The organism is Bacillus sp. FSL K6-3458 (assembly GCF_038005045.1).
GTDB lineage: Bacteria > Bacillota > Bacilli > Bacillales > Bacillaceae > Bacillus > Bacillus altitudinis.
In genome coordinates this window covers 2,377,356-2,396,470 of record NZ_JBBOSI010000001.1, presented here as the reverse complement: position 1 = coordinate 2,396,470, position 19,115 = coordinate 2,377,356, and the positions used below count along the sequence as shown (strand labels likewise).

Below are 19,115 nucleotides of genomic sequence, written 5' to 3'. Positions count from 1 at the left end.
TGCGTCTCTGCTTTTAGCAGAGGCGTTTTTATTTCCTATCCTTTCCTCTGATTGATATAATGACTATTAAATGGCTGTTTCACGTATATATCAGCTATGTTCTAATACATAATAAATAGGATGAACAAAGGAGGTTTCTCATGACGTACTTACAAGAGAAGACATTTGATACACCTGGTCTTCATACTCATATTGTCAAAACAGAAAAATTTAAAACCGTGACGATCCTTTTTAAAATGCTTGCGCCTTTATCCAAAGATGACGTCACCATGCGTTCCCTTTTCCCGCATGTGCTTTTAAGAGGAACAGAAAAAATGCCGAAAACGGGAGAGCTTCGTGCATATTTCGACGAGCTCTATGGGGCGACCGTTTCCGCAGACATGGCGAAAAAAGGTGAAAATCACATCATTACCTTCCGTCTAGAAATGGCGAATGAAAAATATTTAAAGGATCAAACCCCTTTACTAGAAAAAGGGATTGCCTTACTTTCTGAACTATTATTCCACCCGTACGTGGAAAACGGAGTATTTCATGAATTGTACGTTGAGCAAGAAAAGCGAACATTGAAACAGCGCATTCAAGCCGTTTATGATGACAAAATGCGCTATTCAAACTTAAGACTTGTACAGGAAATGTGTAAAGGTGAGCCATATGCACTGCACGTCAATGGTGAAATGGAAGACGTCGAAGCGATTACGGCAGAAGCGCTCTTTAAAGCATACGAACATGCACTTAAGTCCAACCAGCTGGATCTCTATGTTGTGGGAGACGTTGATGAACAAGATATCAATCGAATGGTCTCGCAATACTTTAAAACAAGTGAAAGAGAGCCAGTCAAACAAAATACCGAATCATCAAGATCACAAATAGAGCCAAAAGAAGTCATTGATAAAGAGGACGTAAAACAAGGAAAGCTGAACATTGGCTTTCGCACACATACAACGATAGCAGATGAAGATTATCCGGCGCTGCATTTGTTTAATGGCATATTCGGCGGCTTCTCTCATTCAAAGCTATTTATCAATGTGCGGGAAAAAGCAAGTCTTGCGTACTATGCTGTCTCTAGACTTGAGAGCTTTAAAGGTTTGATGATGGTCATGTCAGGAATTGAAGTCGGCAACTATCAGCAGGCAGTAGACATCATCAAAGAACAATTTGATGCCATGCAAAAAGGCGATTTTTCTGATGAAGCAATTGAACAGACAAAGGCTGTCGTCAAAAATCAGCTACTCGAAACCATTGATACGTCTTATGGAACAGCGGAATACTTATATCAGCATGCCGTCGTGCCAACAGGGGAGAGCCTCGATTCCTTTTTAGAAGCGTTAGACAGAGTGACAAAAGAGGACATCATCAAAGTGGGTCAAAAAATCGAATGGGATACGACCTATTTTCTTAAAGGAACGGAGGGTGCTTCATGACAGTGAAAACAATTCAATTCGATCAGCTGCAAGAGACGGTGTATCATGAAAAAATGGAGAGCGGACTTGACGTCTATGTGCTCCCGAAGCAAGGGTTTAACAAAACATATGCAACCTTTACAACAAAATATGGCTCTGTTGACAATGAATTTGTGCCGCTTGGCAAAGAAGACATGATCCGAGTGCCTGATGGAATTGCCCATTTCTTAGAGCATAAGCTGTTTGAAAAAGAAGATGGTGATGTGTTTCATACATTTAGTAAACAGGGGGCAGCCGCAAACGCATTTACGACGTTTACGAGAACGGCTTACTTATTTTCAAGCACCTCAAATGTCGAACAAAACCTTGAGACACTCATTGATTTTGTGCAAGAACCTTATTTTACTGAAAAAACAGTCGAAAAAGAAAAGGGCATCATTGGTCAAGAGATTAACATGTATGATGACAATCCCGACTGGCGTTTATTCTTCGGTTTGATTGAAAATCTATATCAAGAGCATCCTGTGAGAATTGATATAGCTGGAACAGTAGAAAGCATCGCTCCGATTACAAAAGATCATTTGTATGAATGCTATGAAACGTTCTATCACCCAAGCAATATGCTTCTATTTGTTGTCGGTCCCGTTGATCCGAAGCAAATATTAGATCAAGTTCGAGCGAATCAGGCGAAAAAGCCATTTACAGACCAGCCAGAGATCAAACGAAAAGACATCAATGAGCCTGAAGGTGTGTACCGAAAAGAATACGAACTTCCAATGAACGTACAAGGCTCAAAATGTATGTTTGGATTAAAAACAAAGAATCCTCATAAAAAAGGCAATGAACTGTTAAAACATGAGCTCGGAATGAATCTCATTTTAGAGACGCTGTTTGGTAAAAGCTCCTTACAATATGAACAGATGTATGAAAAAGGCTTGATTGATGAGACCTTCAGTTACGATTATACGGAAGAAGGCGGCTTTGGCTTCACATCAGTTGGCGGAGACACAAATGACCCTGATCAACTCGCAGATGAATTAAAAGAAACGCTTCTTCAAGCAAAAAGCCTGATCACAGAAGAAAAGATTGAACTTGCTCGCAAGAAAAAAATTGGCAGCTTTTTAAAAGCAATGAACTCCCCGGAGTACATCGCCAATCAATTCACTCGATACGCATTCTTAGAAATGAGCTTATTTGATGTCGTGCCAGTACTGGAGCAAATCCAATTAACAGATATTCAGCAAATCTTAGACGAAGAAATTGATGAAGAAAGAATGTCAGTTTTTAAAGTCGTACCGAAAGCAAAATAAATGAAAAAAAGACAAACTCAACGTATAAGAGTTTGTCTTTTTTGTGTCCAGCTAAAGAAAGCGCTTTATATGCGAAGATATTGATTGACAATTGTTTCGGTAATTAGTTAAACTATTTAATAGTTAAACAATCAAACTAAAGGAGCAGCATATGGTACAAAATAAAATTGCCCAGCTCATCCAGAGATATGCGGACGTCTATCTCATGATGGAGAAAAAAGTATCGAGTATGATCACGGAAAAGCTCGATAAAGAACTGACACTTGATCAATATTACTCGCTTCGATACATCAATTTACACCCAGGATGTACATCAACAGACCTTGCCATCGAATGTAATGTCAATAAAAGTGCTGTGACATCCATGACCAATCGTCTTTTTAATAAAGATTATATTTATCGAGAGCATGATCAAGCTGATCGAAGAAACGTTCATCTTTATGTGACACCCGAAGGAAAAGAAGTGGTCAGCCGAATGGAAAAGCAGCTTCAGGATCTTGTTCGGTCATATTTAGAAAAATTTGATGAAAAAGAAATCGAATCATTTATTCAAACATATGAAAAGATTTATCAAATTATCATCGAAGAGGAGGCACAACATAGTAATGAGAGCAATCATAAAGGGTAGATGGCTGATCACGATCCTTTGGGTCGTACTAGCGGCTGTATTATTAATCACCGCCCCTAATATGGCGCAATTAACAAAAGAAAAAGGGCAGATTTCTGTTCCAGATGGTTATCCCTCTTCCTACGCCGATCAATTATTAAAGAACATGTCTGAAAATGGGGATACGGAAAAATCGATCGTCATTGTCTTTCAAGGAAAGGATATCGTCAAAGAAAGAGAAGCCTCTTTAAAGAAAGCGATGGAGATTTTAGAAAAGGATCAAGATCTCCATGTTGAAGACATCACTTCTTATTTTGATGCAAACAAAGATATCAAACGACAGATACTCTCTAAAGATCAAACAACACTTCTTGTTCCAGTTACATACGACTCGAACAAAATCAAAGCATCCGATTTTAAAGAAAGAGTCAATGAAAAGCTTAAGAGCCTGAACCTGAAATTTGAAATGACAGGGCAGCCGCTAATCGACGATGATGTCATCACAAGCTCACAAGAAGGTCTGAAAAAAACGGAATTCATTACAATTGGGTTTATTTTAATTGTTCTTGTGCTTGTCTTTAGATCCGCAGTGGCACCGTTCGTTCCTTTAGTGGCCGTGGCGCTTTCCTATTTGGTCAGCCAATCCATTGTGGCTTACCTAGTAAAGTATGTTGATTTTCCGCTCTCGACCTTTACCCAAATTTTTATGGTCGCCATCATGTTTGGGATTGGAACCGACTACTGCATCCTGTTGCTAAGCCGGTTTAAAGAAGAACTATCTCACGGAAAAGATAAGATTGAGGCGATTATTACAACATATAAGACGGCAGGTAAAACCGTTTTATTCAGCGGAATTGCTGTCCTCATTGGTTTTACGTGTATCGGTTTAGCCCAATTCCAACTGTATAAATCAGCTGTCGCCGTGGCGGTTGGTGTCGCCGTGTTAATTGTGGCACTGCTCACTGTCGTTCCATTCTTTATGGCGGTTTTAGGAAAAGTGTTATTTTGGCCGATCAAAGGCGATATTGCCCACCCGCAATCGAAAATGTGGGAAACAGCCGGTCGTTTTTCATTTAAGAAACCACTTCTCAGCTTGCTAATCGTTGCAATTATTACCCTTCCAGCGATTCTTATGTATAAAGGAACACTTTCATATAACAACCTAGACGAAATCGGCAATAAATACGAATCCGTCAATGCATTTAATACGATCTCTGACAAATTTGGACCAGGTGAAGCCCTTCCGGCAACCGTTGTCGTGAAATCATCTGATCTTTTAGACAATAACGAAGGCCTGATTGCTGTTGAAAAACTAAGCCGCGCCATTGAACAAACAGATGGCGTGAGTAAAGTAAGAAGTGCGACACGCCCTGTTGGAAAAGGACTGAATGATCTGTACGTGAAATCTCAAGCCAAAGAGCTAAATAGCGGGCTTGATAAAAGTAACGAAGGGTTGAAAAAGATCCAAGATGCTCTTACAACCATGAGTAAATCCATCGAGGATCAAACACCACAAATTAAATCATCTGGAAAAGGCATTAACAAATTGATTTCTGGAACCGAATCCGTAAAATCAGGTATTCAAAACGTCGAAAAATCGATGAGAGAACTGCAAAACGGAATTGATCAAAATAAAAAAGGTGTTTCTGAAATTAAAGAAAGAATAAAGGGTGCGAAAAAGGAATTAACAGATCAAGTCGCACAAGTGAATCAGCAAGTGGCACTTTATAAAAGCATTTCCAAAGAATTAAAAGCCGCATTGGCACAAGTCGATACTTCATCCTCTGCCGCAGCGGATGTGAAAGCTTTGATCAGTCAAGCAAATAAACAGTTCAGTACACTTGAGCAGCAAATTCCGCAAGTGAAAGAAAATCAATCATATCAAGCCATCAAGGCTTCATATAAGGAACTTTCTACTACCTTGCAAGAAGGAGCCAAACAGGCTGACAGCTATGCAAAACAAGCAAAAGAAGCAAAAAAACAGCTTGAAGCAGCAGATGCTTTTATCGCAAAAGCTTCAGAGCAGCAAAAAGTGTTTACAAATCAAATTGATGAGCTGATTGCTGGCTTAGAAGCCATTGAAAACGGGCTAGATCAAACGTCTAAAGGCCAAGGACAGTTAGCTGATAGTATGCCTAAACTTGCAAATGGAGCCGGCGACATCATTAATGGTCAAAAACAAATGAAAGAAAAAATTGGCGGCTTTGGTGACGATCTGACCAAGCTGACGGATGGTCTAAACAAAAGTGTCGACGGTCTTGAGAAAATTTCAAACGGCTTAATGGGTGCAGGAGACTACTTAGATGAACTGAAAAACGCACCAGATCAAGACATGGCCGGTTGGTTTATTCCAAAAGATGTCCTAAAAAATAAAGCTTTCAAGCAAGTGTTCGATTCCTATATGTCGGATGACCGCAAGATGACAAAGATTGACGTCATCTTAGAAGACAATCCATATGGAAACGACGCCATGAAAACAATTAAACAAGTAGAAGCTTCGGTCAAACGTGCACTTCCTGAAACAAACCTAAAAGATGTTTCATTTGGCGTATCTGGTGTATCAAGTATGAACGCTGATTTAAAACAGCTGTCAGACCAAGACTTCAATAAGACGGTTTTTTACATGATGATCGGTATTTTCTTAATACTAGTGATTCTCTTCCGTTCTCTCGTGATGCCGCTTTACTTAGTTGGATCGCTGATCTTAACGTACTTTACCGCCATTGGTGTAACAGAATTTATTTTCACCCATTTCTTCGGATATCCGGGTATCAACTGGGCTGTTCCATTCTTTGGCTTTGTCATCTTAATGGCACTAGGAGTCGATTATTCGATTTTCTTAATGGAACGGTTCAATGAATACAAAACGAAAGATATTCAGTTTGCCATGACTGAATCAATGAAAAATATGGGATCTGTTATTATGTCTGCTGCCGTCATTTTGGCAGGAACATTTGCAGCGATGCTGCCATCAGGTGTATTGTCACTCTTACAGATTGCAACACTTGTTCTCACAGGGCTTTTATTGTATGCACTCGTTGTGCTACCATTGTTCGTACCTGTGATGGTCAAATTGTTCGGATCAGCAAATTGGTTCCCATTTAAACGAAAAGAATAAGGATTCCATAAAGAAAGTAGGAACAAAGTATGAGTCGTTGGGCACTGATTACTGGTGCCAGTGGCGGAATTGGGCAGGCGACAGCCAAAAAGCTTGCCCAAGAAGGCTGCCATCTGATGCTCCATTATCATCAAAATGAACAAGCGGCTAGTCGTCTTTCCGGTGATCTCAAAGAAACATATCAAGTAGAAACGCACGTCGTCCAAGCTGATTTAGCGAAAATAGGCGGAGCATTAGAACTTGTCAGCCGCCTGCCGCTTGCTCCAGATATTCTTGTTTTAAATAGCGGAAAGAGTCATGTTGGTTTAGTGACAGATACTGAAAAAGAAGTTCTAGCCAGCATGGTGCAGCTTCATGTGACAAGTCCATATGAGCTTACCCAATCTATTTTGCCTGCCATGATCCAAAAAAAGTCAGGTCATATTATTGCAGTTAGCTCGATATGGGGGGAAACGGGTGCCTCGTGTGAAGTACTGTATAGTATGGTCAAGGGTGCTCAAAATGCTTTCATTAAAGGGCTTGCCAAAGAGCTTGCCCCAAGTGGAATTAGAGCAAATGCAGTCTCACCAGGTGCTGTTCAAACTGATATGATGAAAAGCTTCACACAAGAAGACCTTGCGATGATGGAAGAGGAGATTCCGCTCGGCCGTCTTGCCGCACCTGAAGAGATAGCCGATGTCATTTGGTTTCTCGCCTCAAAGCAGTCAAGTTATATGACTGGTCAAATTTTATCCGTTAATGGCGGCTGGTACTGTTAAAAACGTGTATAATTCGTCACTCCATGACAAAAGCTATGGCTGTAATTCATCTTTTCGAATGGAGGAATCGACATGTCAGTACTTGAGAACTGGGACCATTGGAAAAACTTTTTAGGAGACCGTTTAAATCATGCGCAGGATAAAGGCTTAAAAGATGATACTATCAATAACCTTGCGTATGAAATTGGCGGATACCTGGCTAATGAAGTTGAAGCAAAGAATGAGCAAGAAAGAGTACTTGCTGACCTTTGGAGCGTCGCATCAGAAGATGAGCAGCGCGCAATTGCCAATATGATGGTCAAACTGGTTGAAAATAATAGCTCGCACTAAACAAAAAGAGGGGTCGTTTGTGCCTCTCTTTTTATTTTAACTGTTTCACAACATTGTGCTTTCTAAAAATGTGAAAATGCTTTATGATAAAGGAAGGTAAAAATTTGCCACAATGAAGGGGGTAATATCATTTGGCAAAGCTCGAATGGTATTTTGAATATGAGATACAGGTGAACCGTCCCGGACTTTTAGGAGACATTTCTTCTTTAATGGGGATGCTTTCAATTAATATTGTGACAATTAATGGTGTTGATGTATCAAGACGCGGCATGCTTCTTCGCTGTGACCACACAGAACAAATTAAGCGGCTTGAATCAATTTTAAATACAATGGAAACGATAAAAGTAACGAAACTAAGACAGCCAAAACTTCGTGACCGTTTAGCTGTTCGTCATGGAAGATACATTCAGCGTGATGCGGATGACAAAAAGACGTTCCGTTTTGAAAGGGACGAGCTTGGTCTACTTGTTGATTTTATGGCTGAATTATTTAAAAAAGAAGGACATAAATTGATTGGAATTCGCGGAATGCCGCGGGTTGGAAAAACAGAATCAATTGTTGCTTCAAGTGTATGTGCAAGTAAGAGATGGCTTTTTGTATCGTCGACTCTTTTGAAACAGACCATTCGCAGTCAGCTGATTGCAGATGAATACAGCCCGGATAACGTCTTTATTATTGATGGGATTGTGTCGACAAGAAGAGGTTCTGAGAAGCACTTGCAGCTTTTAAGAGAAATTATGAGACTGCCTGCTACAAAGGTTGTAGAGCATCCAGATATCTTTATTCAAAATTCAGAATATACAATGGATGATTTCGACTACATCATTGAATTGCGTAATAGTGCAGACGAAGAAATTACATACGAGCACGCTGAAGAACCACAAGTGTTTGATCATTCTGGTTTTTCTGGCTTCGATTTTTAATATGGTAATGGTAGGTGTTTGTTTTGACTGAATTGGGAAAACGGCTCGTTGAGGCCAGAGAGGAAAAAGGGATGTCGCTGGAGGATCTGATGGCGGCTACCAAAATCCAAAAGCGCTATTTGCTAGCAATAGAACAAGGAAATTATGATATCATTCCAGGTAAATTTTACGTCAGAGCGTTTATTAAACAATATGCCGAAGCCGTTGGACTGAATCCTGAACAATTGTTCGAAGAGTTTCGTAAAGATGTACCAAGCACGTATAACGATGAAGTGTCTGATAAATTATCAAATATTAAACCGCAAAGAGAGCTGCCAAAGCCTGCCTCAAAGGTACTGGAGCTGCTTCCGACGATTTTAATCATTGGAGGGATCCTTGTGGTGATCGCTATCATTTATGTGATCGTTCAAGCGGTTAATCATGATAGCGGACAAAAAAATAATCAGGCGGCTCCTCAGCAATCAGAATCAAAATACGAAGTGTCTGAGGATTCATCGCTTGCAAAGGATCAAAAGAAAAAGGAAAAAGCTTCGTCAGATGATCAAGAAAAATCATCTGAAAAAGACGATTCCTCAAAGGATTCATCTAAAGACGATGAAGATGTTTCTTTGAAGGCGACGAATACAGAGGGTTCTACGACAACGTATGAAGTATCAGGTGCAGAAAAGATGGAGCTAACCATTTCTGCCTCACAAGCTTCATGGCTTCGTGTGAGAGACGAATCTGGAAAAGTGCTGAAGATGGGTGAATTGAAAGATGGCGAATCGTTTAAAACAGACTTATCTGATCTTTCCCAAGTCGATATCCGCTTAGGAAATGCATCGGGAATCGATATCAAAGTCAATGACGAAACGCTGAAGTACGAATTAGACCCTAAAAACACCATGACACAAAACATTGTGATTGTGAATAAAGGAAAGGAAAAGTCATCTTAAGCAAGTAGATGACTTTTCTTTTGTTCCTACTATTATATACATAAAAAAATGCTTTATTGGAGGATTGGAATTCATGTTTAACTTACCGAATAAAATTACTCTTTCTAGGATCGCCTTGATTCCTGTGTTTATGTTGATTATGCTTGCTCCATTAGATTGGGGTGTCGCGCGCTTTGGTGACGTCAGCATCGAAGTCACTCACCTTGTTGGAGCGATCTTGTTTATTGTCGCTTCGACAACCGACTGGATTGATGGTTACTATGCACGTAAGCTCAATTTAGTCACAAACTTTGGTAAATTTTTAGATCCGCTTGCAGATAAATTGCTTGTTTCAGCGGCTTTAATTATACTTGTTCAATACAATCTCACACCGGCATGGATGGCAATTGTAATCATTAGCCGTGAATTTGCTGTAACAGGCCTAAGGCTTGTCTTAGCTGGAGGCGGTGAAGTGGTCGCAGCCAATATGCTTGGAAAAGTGAAGACGTGGGCGCAAATCATTGCGATTTCGGCACTTCTTTTGCATAACCTGCCGTTTGAACTTGTATCATTCCCTTTTGGTGATCTTGCCATGTGGGTAGCGGTGTTCTTCACTGTTGTCTCAGGATGGGATTACTTTGCGAAAAACTGGGAAGCCTTAAAGAATTCTAACTAAAAAGGACGTGTACGCTTTGAAGTCAGAGAGAAAAGCAGAAATTATTGCAGTCGGTTCCGAACTTTTGCTAGGGCAAATTACGAATACGAATGCACAATTCATCAGCAAACAACTAGCTGAAATTGGTGTGAATGTTTATTACCACACAGCAGTTGGTGACAATCCAGAGCGTTTAAAAAGGGCCATTCAAGTGGCACAGGAAAGATCGAATTTTATTATCTTCTCAGGTGGTCTTGGACCAACGAAAGACGATTTAACAAAAGAAACCATTGCGAGTACGCTCGGTAAAGAGCTTGTGCTAAATGAAGAAGCATTTGAGTCTATTCAAGAATACTTCCGTAAAACCGGACGTGATATGTCGCCGAACAACCGTAAACAGGCGCTCGTTCTAGAGGGATCTGATGTGCTCGTAAACCATTTCGGAATGGCACCTGGTATGTTTATACAAGAGGGAGATACGTTTTACATTCTGCTCCCTGGACCGCCAAGTGAATTGCACCCGATGTTTGAAAACGAAGCGAAGCCGCTTATTTCTGAAAAACTCGGCCTAAAGGAAAAAATCGTGTCTGTTGTCTTGCGTTTCTTTGGCATCGGTGAATCTCAGCTGGAAACAGATCTTGAAGATTTAATTGATGCACAGACCAATCCAACGATTGCACCGCTTGCAGCTGACGGGGAAGTGACGCTAAGGCTGACAGCCAAGCATGAGGATGAAAAAGAAACAGAGCGTCTGTTAAAAGAAACCGAAGCACAAATTTTAGAACGGGTCGGCGAGTACTTCTACGGATATGGTGATACATCTCTTGCCTTTGAAGCTTCAAAGGCCTTGCATGAACACGGGAAAACAGTAGCAGCGGCTGAAAGCCTGACTGGTGGTATGTTTTCAGAGTGGCTGACAGATCTCGAAGGGGCATCATCCATTTTAAACGGCAGTGTGGTTTGTTACACAAATCAAGTCAAGCAGCAAGTGCTGGGCTGCCGTAAAGAAACATTGTCTTCTCATGGTGCTGTCAGCAAAGAGTGTGCGTTAGAGCTCGCAGAAGGCGTTAGAAAACTGACGGGAAGCGATATCGGTATTAGCTTTACAGGTGTGGCAGGTCCTGAACCACACGAAGGACAGTCGGTTGGAAAAGTATTTATCGGGCTATCGACAAAAGACCAGACAGACGTGTTTGAATGGATGTTTACTGGCAGTCGATCAGGCATTCGCAAGCGTGCTGTGAAATATGGTTTGCACCACCTTCTCAAATTATTAAAAGATAGTTAATTTTGTTTTTTTATGAGGTTTACTCCTTTATAAAAGAGCGTTTTTTCTAATAGAAACAGCTCTTTTCTTAAATAATCTGCCAAGAAAAAATCGAATATGTGTTCGTTTTTTTCTTGGCAAATGACGTAAAACAAGGTATAGTATAGATAGTGGAATTGATAAAGGAGGAAACAATAGAATGAGTGATCGTCAAGCAGCCTTAGATATGGCTCTTAAACAAATAGAAAAACAGTTTGGTAAAGGCTCTATTATGAAACTAGGAGAGCAAACAGATACACGTATTTCAACAGTACCTAGTGGTTCGTTAGCACTTGATACTGCGCTTGGAATAGGTGGATACCCTCGCGGCCGTATTATTGAAGTATATGGTCCAGAGAGTTCTGGTAAAACGACAGTAGCACTTCATGCGATTGCTGAGGTTCAGCAGCAGGGAGGACAAGCTGCATTTATCGATGCGGAGCATGCGCTAGATCCAGTTTACGCTCAAAAATTAGGTGTCAATATTGATGAGTTATTGCTTTCTCAGCCGGATACAGGAGAACAAGCACTTGAAATTGCAGAAGCACTTGTTCGTAGTGGTGCAGTTGATATTGTTGTCATTGACTCAGTAGCTGCTCTTGTACCAAAAGCAGAGATCGAAGGAGACATGGGAGATTCACACGTTGGTCTTCAAGCACGTTTGATGTCTCAAGCACTTCGTAAACTATCTGGTGCTATCAACAAATCAAAAACAATTGCGATCTTTATTAACCAAATTCGTGAAAAAGTAGGGGTTATGTTTGGTAATCCTGAAACAACGCCTGGTGGACGTGCACTTAAGTTCTATTCATCTGTTCGTTTAGAAGTACGCCGTGCTGAACAGTTGAAACAAGGGAACGACATCATGGGGAACAAAACGAGAATTAAAGTTGTGAAAAACAAAGTGGCACCGCCATTCCGTATTGCCGAAGTAGACATTATGTACGGTGAAGGTATCTCGAAAGAGGGAGAAATCATCGACCTTGGAAGCGAACTAGATATCGTACAAAAGAGCGGGGCTTGGTATTCTTATCAAGAGGAACGTCTTGGACAAGGACGTGAAAATGCGAAGCAATTCCTAAAAGAGAATAAAGACATTCTTCTTATGATTCAGGAGCAGATCAGGGAACACTACGGTTTGGATACAAACGGAGTGAAATCAACTGACGAAGAAGGACAAGAAGAATTGGAATTGAATGACTAAAAAGACGCTGAAAAGCGTCTTTTTTTTACAATTACATAACAGCTAGCGGGTCAAAAGTTCTGTCTTTGCTTGAAATAACGACTTACGCCTTAGTCTGACTAGCTTGACAAGTATTTCCGACACAATTACAATGGGAATGTATCACTTGTTTTTCTTAACATGATTGATAACTAATTTAAACTTGACAAGGGCAGTGAGGATCTCATTCCCTGTGAAGGCCCTGTATGTTGAGACACAAAACAATGTACATGCCGACACTTTATTTGTAAAACCAAGTTCATAGCAAGAGGAGGTGAAAATATGTCGCCTACGATGTTTACGATCATCTCCATTTTGCTGAGCCTAATCTGTTTAGTTGTTGGCTACTTTGTTCGTAAAACCATTGCAGAAGCAAAAATATCCGGCGCAAGAAACATGGCCGAACAAATTGTTGAGGATGCAAAGCGTGATGCGGAAGCATTGAAGAAAGAAGCGCTCTTAGAAGCGAAAGATGAAATTCATTCGTTTCGTGTAGAGGCGGAGCAAGAAGTTCGTGAAAGACGTAATGAGCTTCAAAGACAAGAAAACCGTTTACTTCAAAAAGAGGAAAACCTTGATCGCAAGGATGAATCTTTAGATAAACGGGAGTCCCTGTTGGAGAAGAGAGATCATTCTCTGAATGAACGACAACAACATATTGAAGAGATGGAAAGCAAAGTGGATGATATGATTCGTTTGCAGAAAGCTGAGTTGGAGCGTATTTCTAGTCTAACTCGAGATGAAGCGAAACAAATCATTCTGGATCAAGTTGAAAATGAGCTTTCCCACGACATTGCAGTCATGACGAAAGAATCTGAAAACCGGGCGAAAGAAGAGGCTGATAAAAAAGCGAAAAACATTCTTTCACTTGCGTTACAGCGTTGTGCAGCTGATCATGTAGCTGAAACAACAGTATCTGTAGTCAATCTTCCAAATGATGAGATGAAAGGTCGTATTATCGGACGTGAGGGACGAAATATCCGTACGTTAGAAACGTTAACAGGTATTGACCTGATCATTGATGATACACCTGAAGCTGTTATCTTATCGGGCTTTGATCCGATAAGACGTGAAACAGCGAGGATAGCTCTGGACAAGCTAGTCCAGGATGGACGTATTCATCCTGCACGAATTGAAGAAATGGTGGAAAAATCACGCCGTGAAGTCGATGATTATATCCGCGAGATGGGTGAGCAAACGACATTTGAAGTCGGAGTTCACGGTTTGCATCCGGATCTCATCAAAATTCTCGGTCGCTTAAAATTCCGTACAAGTTATGGACAAAATGTCCTGAAGCATTCAATTGAGGTTGCACATCTTGCAGGTCTCATGGCTTCAGAGCTTGGAGAAGATGCAAAGCTTGCAAAACGAGCAGGTCTTCTGCATGACATTGGAAAAGCCATTGATCATGAAGTAGAAGGAAGCCACGTGGAAATTGGCGTTGAGCTTGCGACGAAATATAAAGAGCATCCTGTTGTCATCAACAGTATTGCATCTCACCATGGTGACCAAGAACCGACATCTATTATCGCTGTTCTTGTTGCGGCAGCCGATGCATTATCTGCAGCACGCCCTGGTGCAAGAAGTGAGACGCTTGAAAATTACATTCGGAGACTTGAGAAATTAGAAGACATCTCTGAATCTTATGAAGGTGTTGAAAAATCGTTTGCGATACAAGCTGGACGTGAAGTGCGTATTATGGTGAAGCCAGATTCAATTAATGATCTTGAAGCTCACCGTCTAGCAAGGGATATTCGTAAGCGGATTGAGGACGAGCTCGATTACCCTGGTCACATTAAAGTGACAGTTATTCGAGAAACTCGCGCAGTAGAGTATGCAAAATAGAGCGGTGCGCTTAGCGCCGCTTTATTTTTTTGTGTAAATATGCAACACTGATAAGAAGATCATTTTATAAGAGAAAGGGTTCAAAACGTATGAAAATATTATTTGTTGGAGATATCGTTGGTTCACCTGGCAGAGATACACTGAAAGAATACTTGCCAAAGCTAAAGAAAAAATACCAGCCACACTTTACGATTGTCAATGGAGAAAATGCGGCTCATGGGAAAGGTCTTACTGAAAAAATCTATCACGAGCTGCTTCAAGCTGGGGCTGATGTGCTCACGATGGGGAACCATACATGGGATAAAAGAGACATTTTCGATTTCATCGATGATGCACCCCATATTGTTCGTCCGGCAAACTTCCCGCAAGGTACACCAGGGAAAGGGCTCACTTTTATTAAAAAACAAGGTAAAGAACTAGCTGTCATCAACTTGCAAGGCCGCACATTTTTACCTCCGATTGACTGCCCATTTCAAAAAGTAGATGAGCTCATAGCAGAAGCTTCAAAACGTACACCGTTTATTTTTATTGATTTTCATGGTGAAGCCACAAGTGAAAAGCAAGCAATGGGTTGGTATACTGATGGCCGTGCATCGTGTGTCGTTGGAACGCATACACATGTTCAAACAGCAGATAACCGCGTCTTGCCAAAAGGAACTGCTTATATTTCGGATGTTGGCATGACTGGTCCTTATGACGGTATTTTAGGTGTTGATCGGGAAACGATTATTAAACGATTTAAAACGAGCCTCCCTGTCCGTTTTGAAATTGCAGAAGGCCGCACGACATTAAGTGCAGTGATCGTAGAAATTGACGAACCGTCGAAAAAAGCTGTCAAAATTGATCGAATTTTGATAAATGATGACCATATTTTCTTTGAATAAATATTCACATATTTATTTCAGAAAAATATTAATCAGAAAGAAGGAATATGCGCCCTCTATCGTGAATATAGTAAAAATGGTAGGTAGCCTGCTATTTTTGAAAAACATTTTGGGGATGGATTTTCAAAAAAATAGCAACATCTAACAAAGATTGTTCTAATGAACACTCACTTATCCATTGTAAATTTAAGGGGGAGCAAAAATGGAAATTTTAAAAGTTTCAGCAAAGTCAAATCCAAATTCAGTAGCAGGAGCATTAGCCGGCGTTTTACGTGAACGCGGTGCAGCGGAAATACAGGCTATCGGCGCTGGAGCACTGAATCAGGCGGTCAAGGCTGTCGCCATTGCAAGGGGATTTGTTGCGCCTAGCGGAGTGGATTTGATATGCATTCCAGCCTTTACTGACATTCTTATCGATGGAGAAGAAAGAACAGCAATCAAACTGATTGTTGAACCACGATAATTCTAATTTTATTATTTTCAACCTGCTTACATCATGTAAGCAGGTTGTTTTTGTTTACCGCTATACATTTCTCATATAACATATTTCTTTCACAAAATAGATAGAAAATGACATATTAGAGCTTGCATTTTTTCACCATGATGATAAATTAAGATTAAGTTGAAAATACTTCATCAAAAATAAATATTTAAGTAGGTGAAATAATGATTGAAGCTTTTTTAAAAAGAGGAAAGCTTGTTTTTATTTTATTTTTTATCGTTCTCATTGCTGGAGGTTATTTGTTTACACAGCTTCCTAAACGAGAACTGCCAGAGTTTCAAGCAAATATTGTAACCATTTCGACTGTTTTCCCTGGTGCTGATGCAAAACAGGTAGAAAGTGATGTCACCAATAAGCTCGAGTCGGCCATTTCTGATATCAATGGTGTAGAGAAGACAAGCTCTGTTTCTGCTATTGGTTTCTCAAATATTGTGCTTGAAATTGATGATCAAGCCGATTTTCAAAAGGTGGCAAGTCAAATCAAGAGTGAAACCACAAATGTCGCCTCTTCTTTTCCAGATGGTGTGATGGAGCCAGATGTAAAGGATGAGTTTGGCAATGTGCCAGTTGGTTCTTATATGCTTGTAGCAAGTAACTCATCTGATTTAGCAAAAAGTCAGGAATCGCTGCGTGCGTTAAAAGAAAAAGTGGAGGACATCAAAGGTGTTGATGGTGTCGTCATCAAAGGGTTCAATGACAAACAAGCCATATTGAACTTGGATTCAAGTAAACTGGAGGATAACGGGTTAAACGTGACTGATGTCACAAATGCCATCAATCAAGAATTTGACACATCTCCTCTAGGTGACGTCCAGGCAGATGGAGAAAAGGTCAAGCTGTCCATTGATGCCTATGATCGTTTAGATCAAATGAAAAAGATTGAGATTTTCTCAAAAACGAGCCGAGAGCCTGTTACAATCGGTGAGCTTGGTCGTTTAAAAGAAGTAGAAAAAGAGAAAAGTGATATCGTTTCATATAACGGGAAACCAGCCTATTCATTTACAGTCAATATTAAGCCAGGACTGGATATTCCTAAAATGTATGACAAAGTCAGTGCGGTCATTGGAAAAGAGAAAGAGCTGCCAAATGGTGTGGATTGGATAGACTACTATTCACAAAAAAGTGAAGTAGATGCCATTTTTAATGATTTAATCAAAGAAGCGATCGTGGCCGTCATCGCCGTCATTGTCGTCACCACACTTGGTCTAACTATTGGTGGTGCGTTTATCGTTTCACTTGCGATTCCGCTATCCATAACGATCGGAACCATCCCGCTGCCGTTTTTACAAGTGGACCTTAATCAAATTTCAATTATTGGCTTTATCATTGCGCTAGGGATACTTGTAGATGACGCCATTGTCGTCAACGATAATATTTTAAGGCAGATGAAAAAATACGAAAGTCCGCTTAAAGGAACAATTGCAGGCGTAAAAGAAGTGGCTGGATCCATTTTGACGTCAACGCTAGCTGTTGTCTTTGCTTTCTTGCCGCTTGTTTTCCTTTCTGGTGCGAACGGTTCATTTATTCGAGCGTTACCGTCTGTTCTAGTCACAACTGTACTTGCGTCAATGGTCATTTCATTGACACTTGTGCCAGTGTATCAATATACAGCAAACCGAAAAAGAAAGAACAAGAAGATTCAAAAAGAACCGGGCTTTTTAGGCAAACCATTAAAAAGGTTAGCCGATTTTTATGCAGATCGAGTACTGACAAACATCGTGAAGCGACCACTTCTCATTGGATTAAGTGGTTTGCTTGTTGCCACACTTGCCTTTTTGCTTATTTTCGCCACACCATTTGAGTTTTTCCCTGCGGCGAATAAGAAAGAGGTTGTTGTCACTGTGACACTGCCAAGTGAAACAACCTTAGATAAAACGAATGACACATTAGAGAAAATAGAACAAGAGATCAAACAGCAAAAAGGCATTGAAGAGACGGCCATTTTTGCAGGCGGCGGTGTGCCGAACTTGTTTAATGAAAGTATCTCAAACGCAAGTGATCATACGGGTCAGGTTGTTGTCAGAGTAGATAATGAGCAGATGACAAGTAAAGCATTGATCGATCGTATGACAGAGCCATTGCGAAAGAAATTTAAAGATGCTGATATCTTTATGAAAACCATTGTTCAAGGTCCGCCAACTGGTGCGCCTGTGACCGTAACCATTGCAGGAGAACAATTTTCAAAGCTCGTGGATGTGAAAGAGAAGCTCACAAAAGAAATGAAAGAAAGTGGAGCGAGCCTGATCACAGACGATGTCAATCAACCGGTGAAAACCATCTCATTTGAATTGAATCGTGACCGAATGGCAGAGGATGGGCTCACTGCTCAGTTTGTCAGCAGACAGCTTGGCCTAGTCACAGAAGGAATTCCATTAGGCACCTTTAAACAAGGAACAGATGACATCGACCTCGTAGTGAAACAAGACATGAGCACACATCAAAACGGACTGAAGCTAAAAGACATCAAGGTGCCTGTGAGTGCAAATGAGGGTGGCATGCCTCAACTTGAGCCGCTTAGCCGATACGTAAAAGAAAAAGAAACAGAGCAATTTGAAAGCATTCCGCATGAAAATGGGATGCCGACGATTACGTTAAAGGCATATCCTGGTACATCAGATACGTTTAAAGACGATATGACAGAAGTTGTAAATGAAGTTGGGGAAAGCGATGCAGCGAAGAATTTGACCATTTCTCAGGGCGGAGAAAATGAAGATCAAACCCAATTCTTTATTGAAATTAGTCTCTTATTTGGGGTAGTCCTGCTGCTCATTTATGTGACCATCGCTTTCCAGTTCAATTCACTCATGCTGCCGCTTTTAGTTCTTGGAACGGTTTACTTAGCGATATCCGGAGCCATTATTGGACTATTTGTCACTCAAACGCCGTTTAGCTTTATGGCCACAATGGGGATTGTTTCATTGGCAGGTATTGTTGTCCGAAATGCGGTCGTTTTGTTTGAATTTATTGAACAGAGGCGCAAGCAAGGTCTCGATCAACAGGCAGCTGTGATTGAAGCGGGGAGGGCAAGGATTAGACCTATTTTGCTGACAGCATTTACAGCACTTGTCGCTCTTATGCCCGTTGCTTTAAGTAATGACCCACTCTTTAAGCCGCTAGCGATCTGCATCGTATCAGGTGTCTTTTTCTCAACGATTCTGACACTACTGATTGTGCCGGCTTTATATGTAGCCGTTTCAAAAAAACGCTGACAACTTAAAAGCAAATCTCCGAATAAAAGGAGATTTGCTTTTTTTTTAGAAAAATATCTAAAAAAATATGTGGAGTGTTCATTTGTCTTCTCCTGAAAGACATCGGTATTTACGTCTAAAATAAGACATGAT

Annotated in this window: 15 protein-coding genes; all 15 read left to right on the top strand. The window is 40.6% G+C overall.

Annotation, left to right across the window (positions count from 1 at the left end; genetic code table 11):
- Positions 1-140 precede the first annotated feature (140 nt).
- The 15 genes from yfmF to MHH23_RS12680 all read left to right on the top strand — a co-directional run bounded on the left by yfmF (position 141) and on the right by MHH23_RS12680 (position 18,983).
- A complete protein-coding gene (yfmF, locus tag MHH23_RS12750; protein ID WP_047945903.1) occupies positions 141-1,421 on the top strand; it encodes an EF-P 5-aminopentanol modification-associated protein YfmF in 1,281 nt (426 codons plus the stop codon).
- Positions 1,418-2,710 (top strand): EF-P 5-aminopentanol modification-associated protein YfmH, encoded by a 1,293-nt coding sequence (gene yfmH, locus MHH23_RS12745; protein WP_340959607.1) that lies wholly within the window; start codon positions 1,418-1,420, stop codon positions 2,708-2,710. Before yfmF ends, yfmH begins: the two co-directional genes overlap by 4 nt.
- A 151-nt stretch (positions 2,711-2,861) precedes the next feature.
- Entirely contained in the window at positions 2,862-3,338 is a 477-nt protein-coding gene (locus MHH23_RS12740) for a MarR family winged helix-turn-helix transcriptional regulator (RefSeq protein WP_024720380.1), read from the top strand.
- Complete coding sequence (locus tag MHH23_RS12735; RefSeq protein ID WP_340959606.1) at positions 3,316-6,435, top strand: MMPL family transporter; 3,120 nt, start codon at positions 3,316-3,318, stop codon at positions 6,433-6,435. The genes MHH23_RS12740 and MHH23_RS12735 overlap by 23 nt, the downstream gene beginning before the upstream one ends.
- A 29-nt stretch (positions 6,436-6,464) precedes the next feature.
- Positions 6,465-7,193 (top strand): elongation factor P 5-aminopentanone reductase, encoded by a 729-nt coding sequence (gene ymfI, locus MHH23_RS12730; protein ID WP_340959605.1) that lies wholly within the window; start codon positions 6,465-6,467, stop codon positions 7,191-7,193.
- Positions 7,194-7,265: 72 nt separating this feature from the next.
- Positions 7,266-7,523 (top strand): DUF3243 domain-containing protein, encoded by a 258-nt coding sequence (locus MHH23_RS12725; protein ID WP_003211590.1) that lies wholly within the window; start codon positions 7,266-7,268, stop codon positions 7,521-7,523.
- Between the two features lie 131 nt (positions 7,524-7,654).
- Complete coding sequence (locus tag MHH23_RS12720) at positions 7,655-8,446, top strand: DUF3388 domain-containing protein (RefSeq protein WP_039166619.1); 792 nt, start codon at positions 7,655-7,657, stop codon at positions 8,444-8,446.
- 23 nt (positions 8,447-8,469) lie between these two features.
- Positions 8,470-9,381, top strand: a complete 912-nt coding sequence (locus tag MHH23_RS12715) for a helix-turn-helix domain-containing protein (protein WP_268431939.1) — start codon at positions 8,470-8,472, stop codon at positions 9,379-9,381.
- A gap of 73 nt (positions 9,382-9,454) precedes the next feature.
- Positions 9,455-10,036 carry a CDP-diacylglycerol--glycerol-3-phosphate 3-phosphatidyltransferase gene (pgsA, locus tag MHH23_RS12710; RefSeq protein ID WP_008344688.1) on the top strand — a complete coding sequence of 194 codons (582 nt, stop codon included), beginning with the start codon at positions 9,455-9,457 and terminating at the stop codon, positions 10,034-10,036.
- Positions 10,037-10,052: 16 nt separating this feature from the next.
- Positions 10,053-11,303 carry a competence/damage-inducible protein A gene (locus MHH23_RS12705; RefSeq protein ID WP_268374123.1) on the top strand — a complete coding sequence of 417 codons (1,251 nt, stop codon included), beginning with the start codon at positions 10,053-10,055 and terminating at the stop codon, positions 11,301-11,303.
- A 178-nt stretch (positions 11,304-11,481) separates the two neighbouring features.
- Complete coding sequence (recA, locus tag MHH23_RS12700; protein WP_007499478.1) at positions 11,482-12,525, top strand: recombinase RecA; 1,044 nt, start codon at positions 11,482-11,484, stop codon at positions 12,523-12,525.
- A gap of 300 nt (positions 12,526-12,825) precedes the next feature.
- On the top strand, positions 12,826-14,388 hold the full coding sequence (gene rny, locus MHH23_RS12695) for a ribonuclease Y (protein ID WP_003211958.1): 1,563 nt from the start codon (positions 12,826-12,828) through the stop codon (positions 14,386-14,388).
- An 89-nt stretch (positions 14,389-14,477) separates the two neighbouring features.
- Complete coding sequence (locus MHH23_RS12690; protein WP_019744184.1) at positions 14,478-15,272, top strand: TIGR00282 family metallophosphoesterase; 795 nt, start codon at positions 14,478-14,480, stop codon at positions 15,270-15,272.
- 202 nt (positions 15,273-15,474) lie between these two features.
- Positions 15,475-15,735 (top strand): stage V sporulation protein SpoVS, encoded by a 261-nt coding sequence (gene spoVS, locus MHH23_RS12685; protein WP_003211281.1) that lies wholly within the window; start codon positions 15,475-15,477, stop codon positions 15,733-15,735.
- Positions 15,736-15,938: 203 nt separating this feature from the next.
- Positions 15,939-18,983 carry an efflux RND transporter permease subunit gene (locus MHH23_RS12680; protein ID WP_268431938.1) on the top strand — a complete coding sequence of 1,015 codons (3,045 nt, stop codon included), beginning with the start codon at positions 15,939-15,941 and terminating at the stop codon, positions 18,981-18,983.
- The last annotated feature ends 132 nt before the right edge of the window (positions 18,984-19,115 follow it).

Bases quoted from the DNA above. Each gene is read 5' to 3' on its own strand.
- yfmF (WP_047945903.1), top strand. From the start codon at position 141: ATGACGTACTTACAAGAGAAGACATTTGATACACCTGGTCTTCATACT.
- yfmH (WP_340959607.1), top strand. From the start codon at position 1,418: ATGACAGTGAAAACAATTCAATTCGATCAGCTGCAAGAGACGGTGTAT.
- MHH23_RS12740 (WP_024720380.1), top strand. From the start codon at position 2,862: ATGGTACAAAATAAAATTGCCCAGCTCATCCAGAGATATGCGGACGTC.
- MHH23_RS12735 (WP_340959606.1), top strand. From the start codon at position 3,316: ATGAGAGCAATCATAAAGGGTAGATGGCTGATCACGATCCTTTGGGTC.
- ymfI (WP_340959605.1), top strand. From the start codon at position 6,465: ATGAGTCGTTGGGCACTGATTACTGGTGCCAGTGGCGGAATTGGGCAG.
- MHH23_RS12725 (WP_003211590.1), top strand. From the start codon at position 7,266: ATGTCAGTACTTGAGAACTGGGACCATTGGAAAAACTTTTTAGGAGAC.
- pgsA (WP_008344688.1), top strand. From the start codon at position 9,455: ATGTTTAACTTACCGAATAAAATTACTCTTTCTAGGATCGCCTTGATT.
- recA (WP_007499478.1), top strand. From the start codon at position 11,482: ATGAGTGATCGTCAAGCAGCCTTAGATATGGCTCTTAAACAAATAGAA.
- rny (WP_003211958.1), top strand. From the start codon at position 12,826: ATGTCGCCTACGATGTTTACGATCATCTCCATTTTGCTGAGCCTAATC.
- MHH23_RS12690 (WP_019744184.1), top strand. From the start codon at position 14,478: ATGAAAATATTATTTGTTGGAGATATCGTTGGTTCACCTGGCAGAGAT.
- spoVS (WP_003211281.1), top strand. From the start codon at position 15,475: ATGGAAATTTTAAAAGTTTCAGCAAAGTCAAATCCAAATTCAGTAGCA.
- MHH23_RS12680 (WP_268431938.1), top strand. From the start codon at position 15,939: ATGATTGAAGCTTTTTTAAAAAGAGGAAAGCTTGTTTTTATTTTATTT.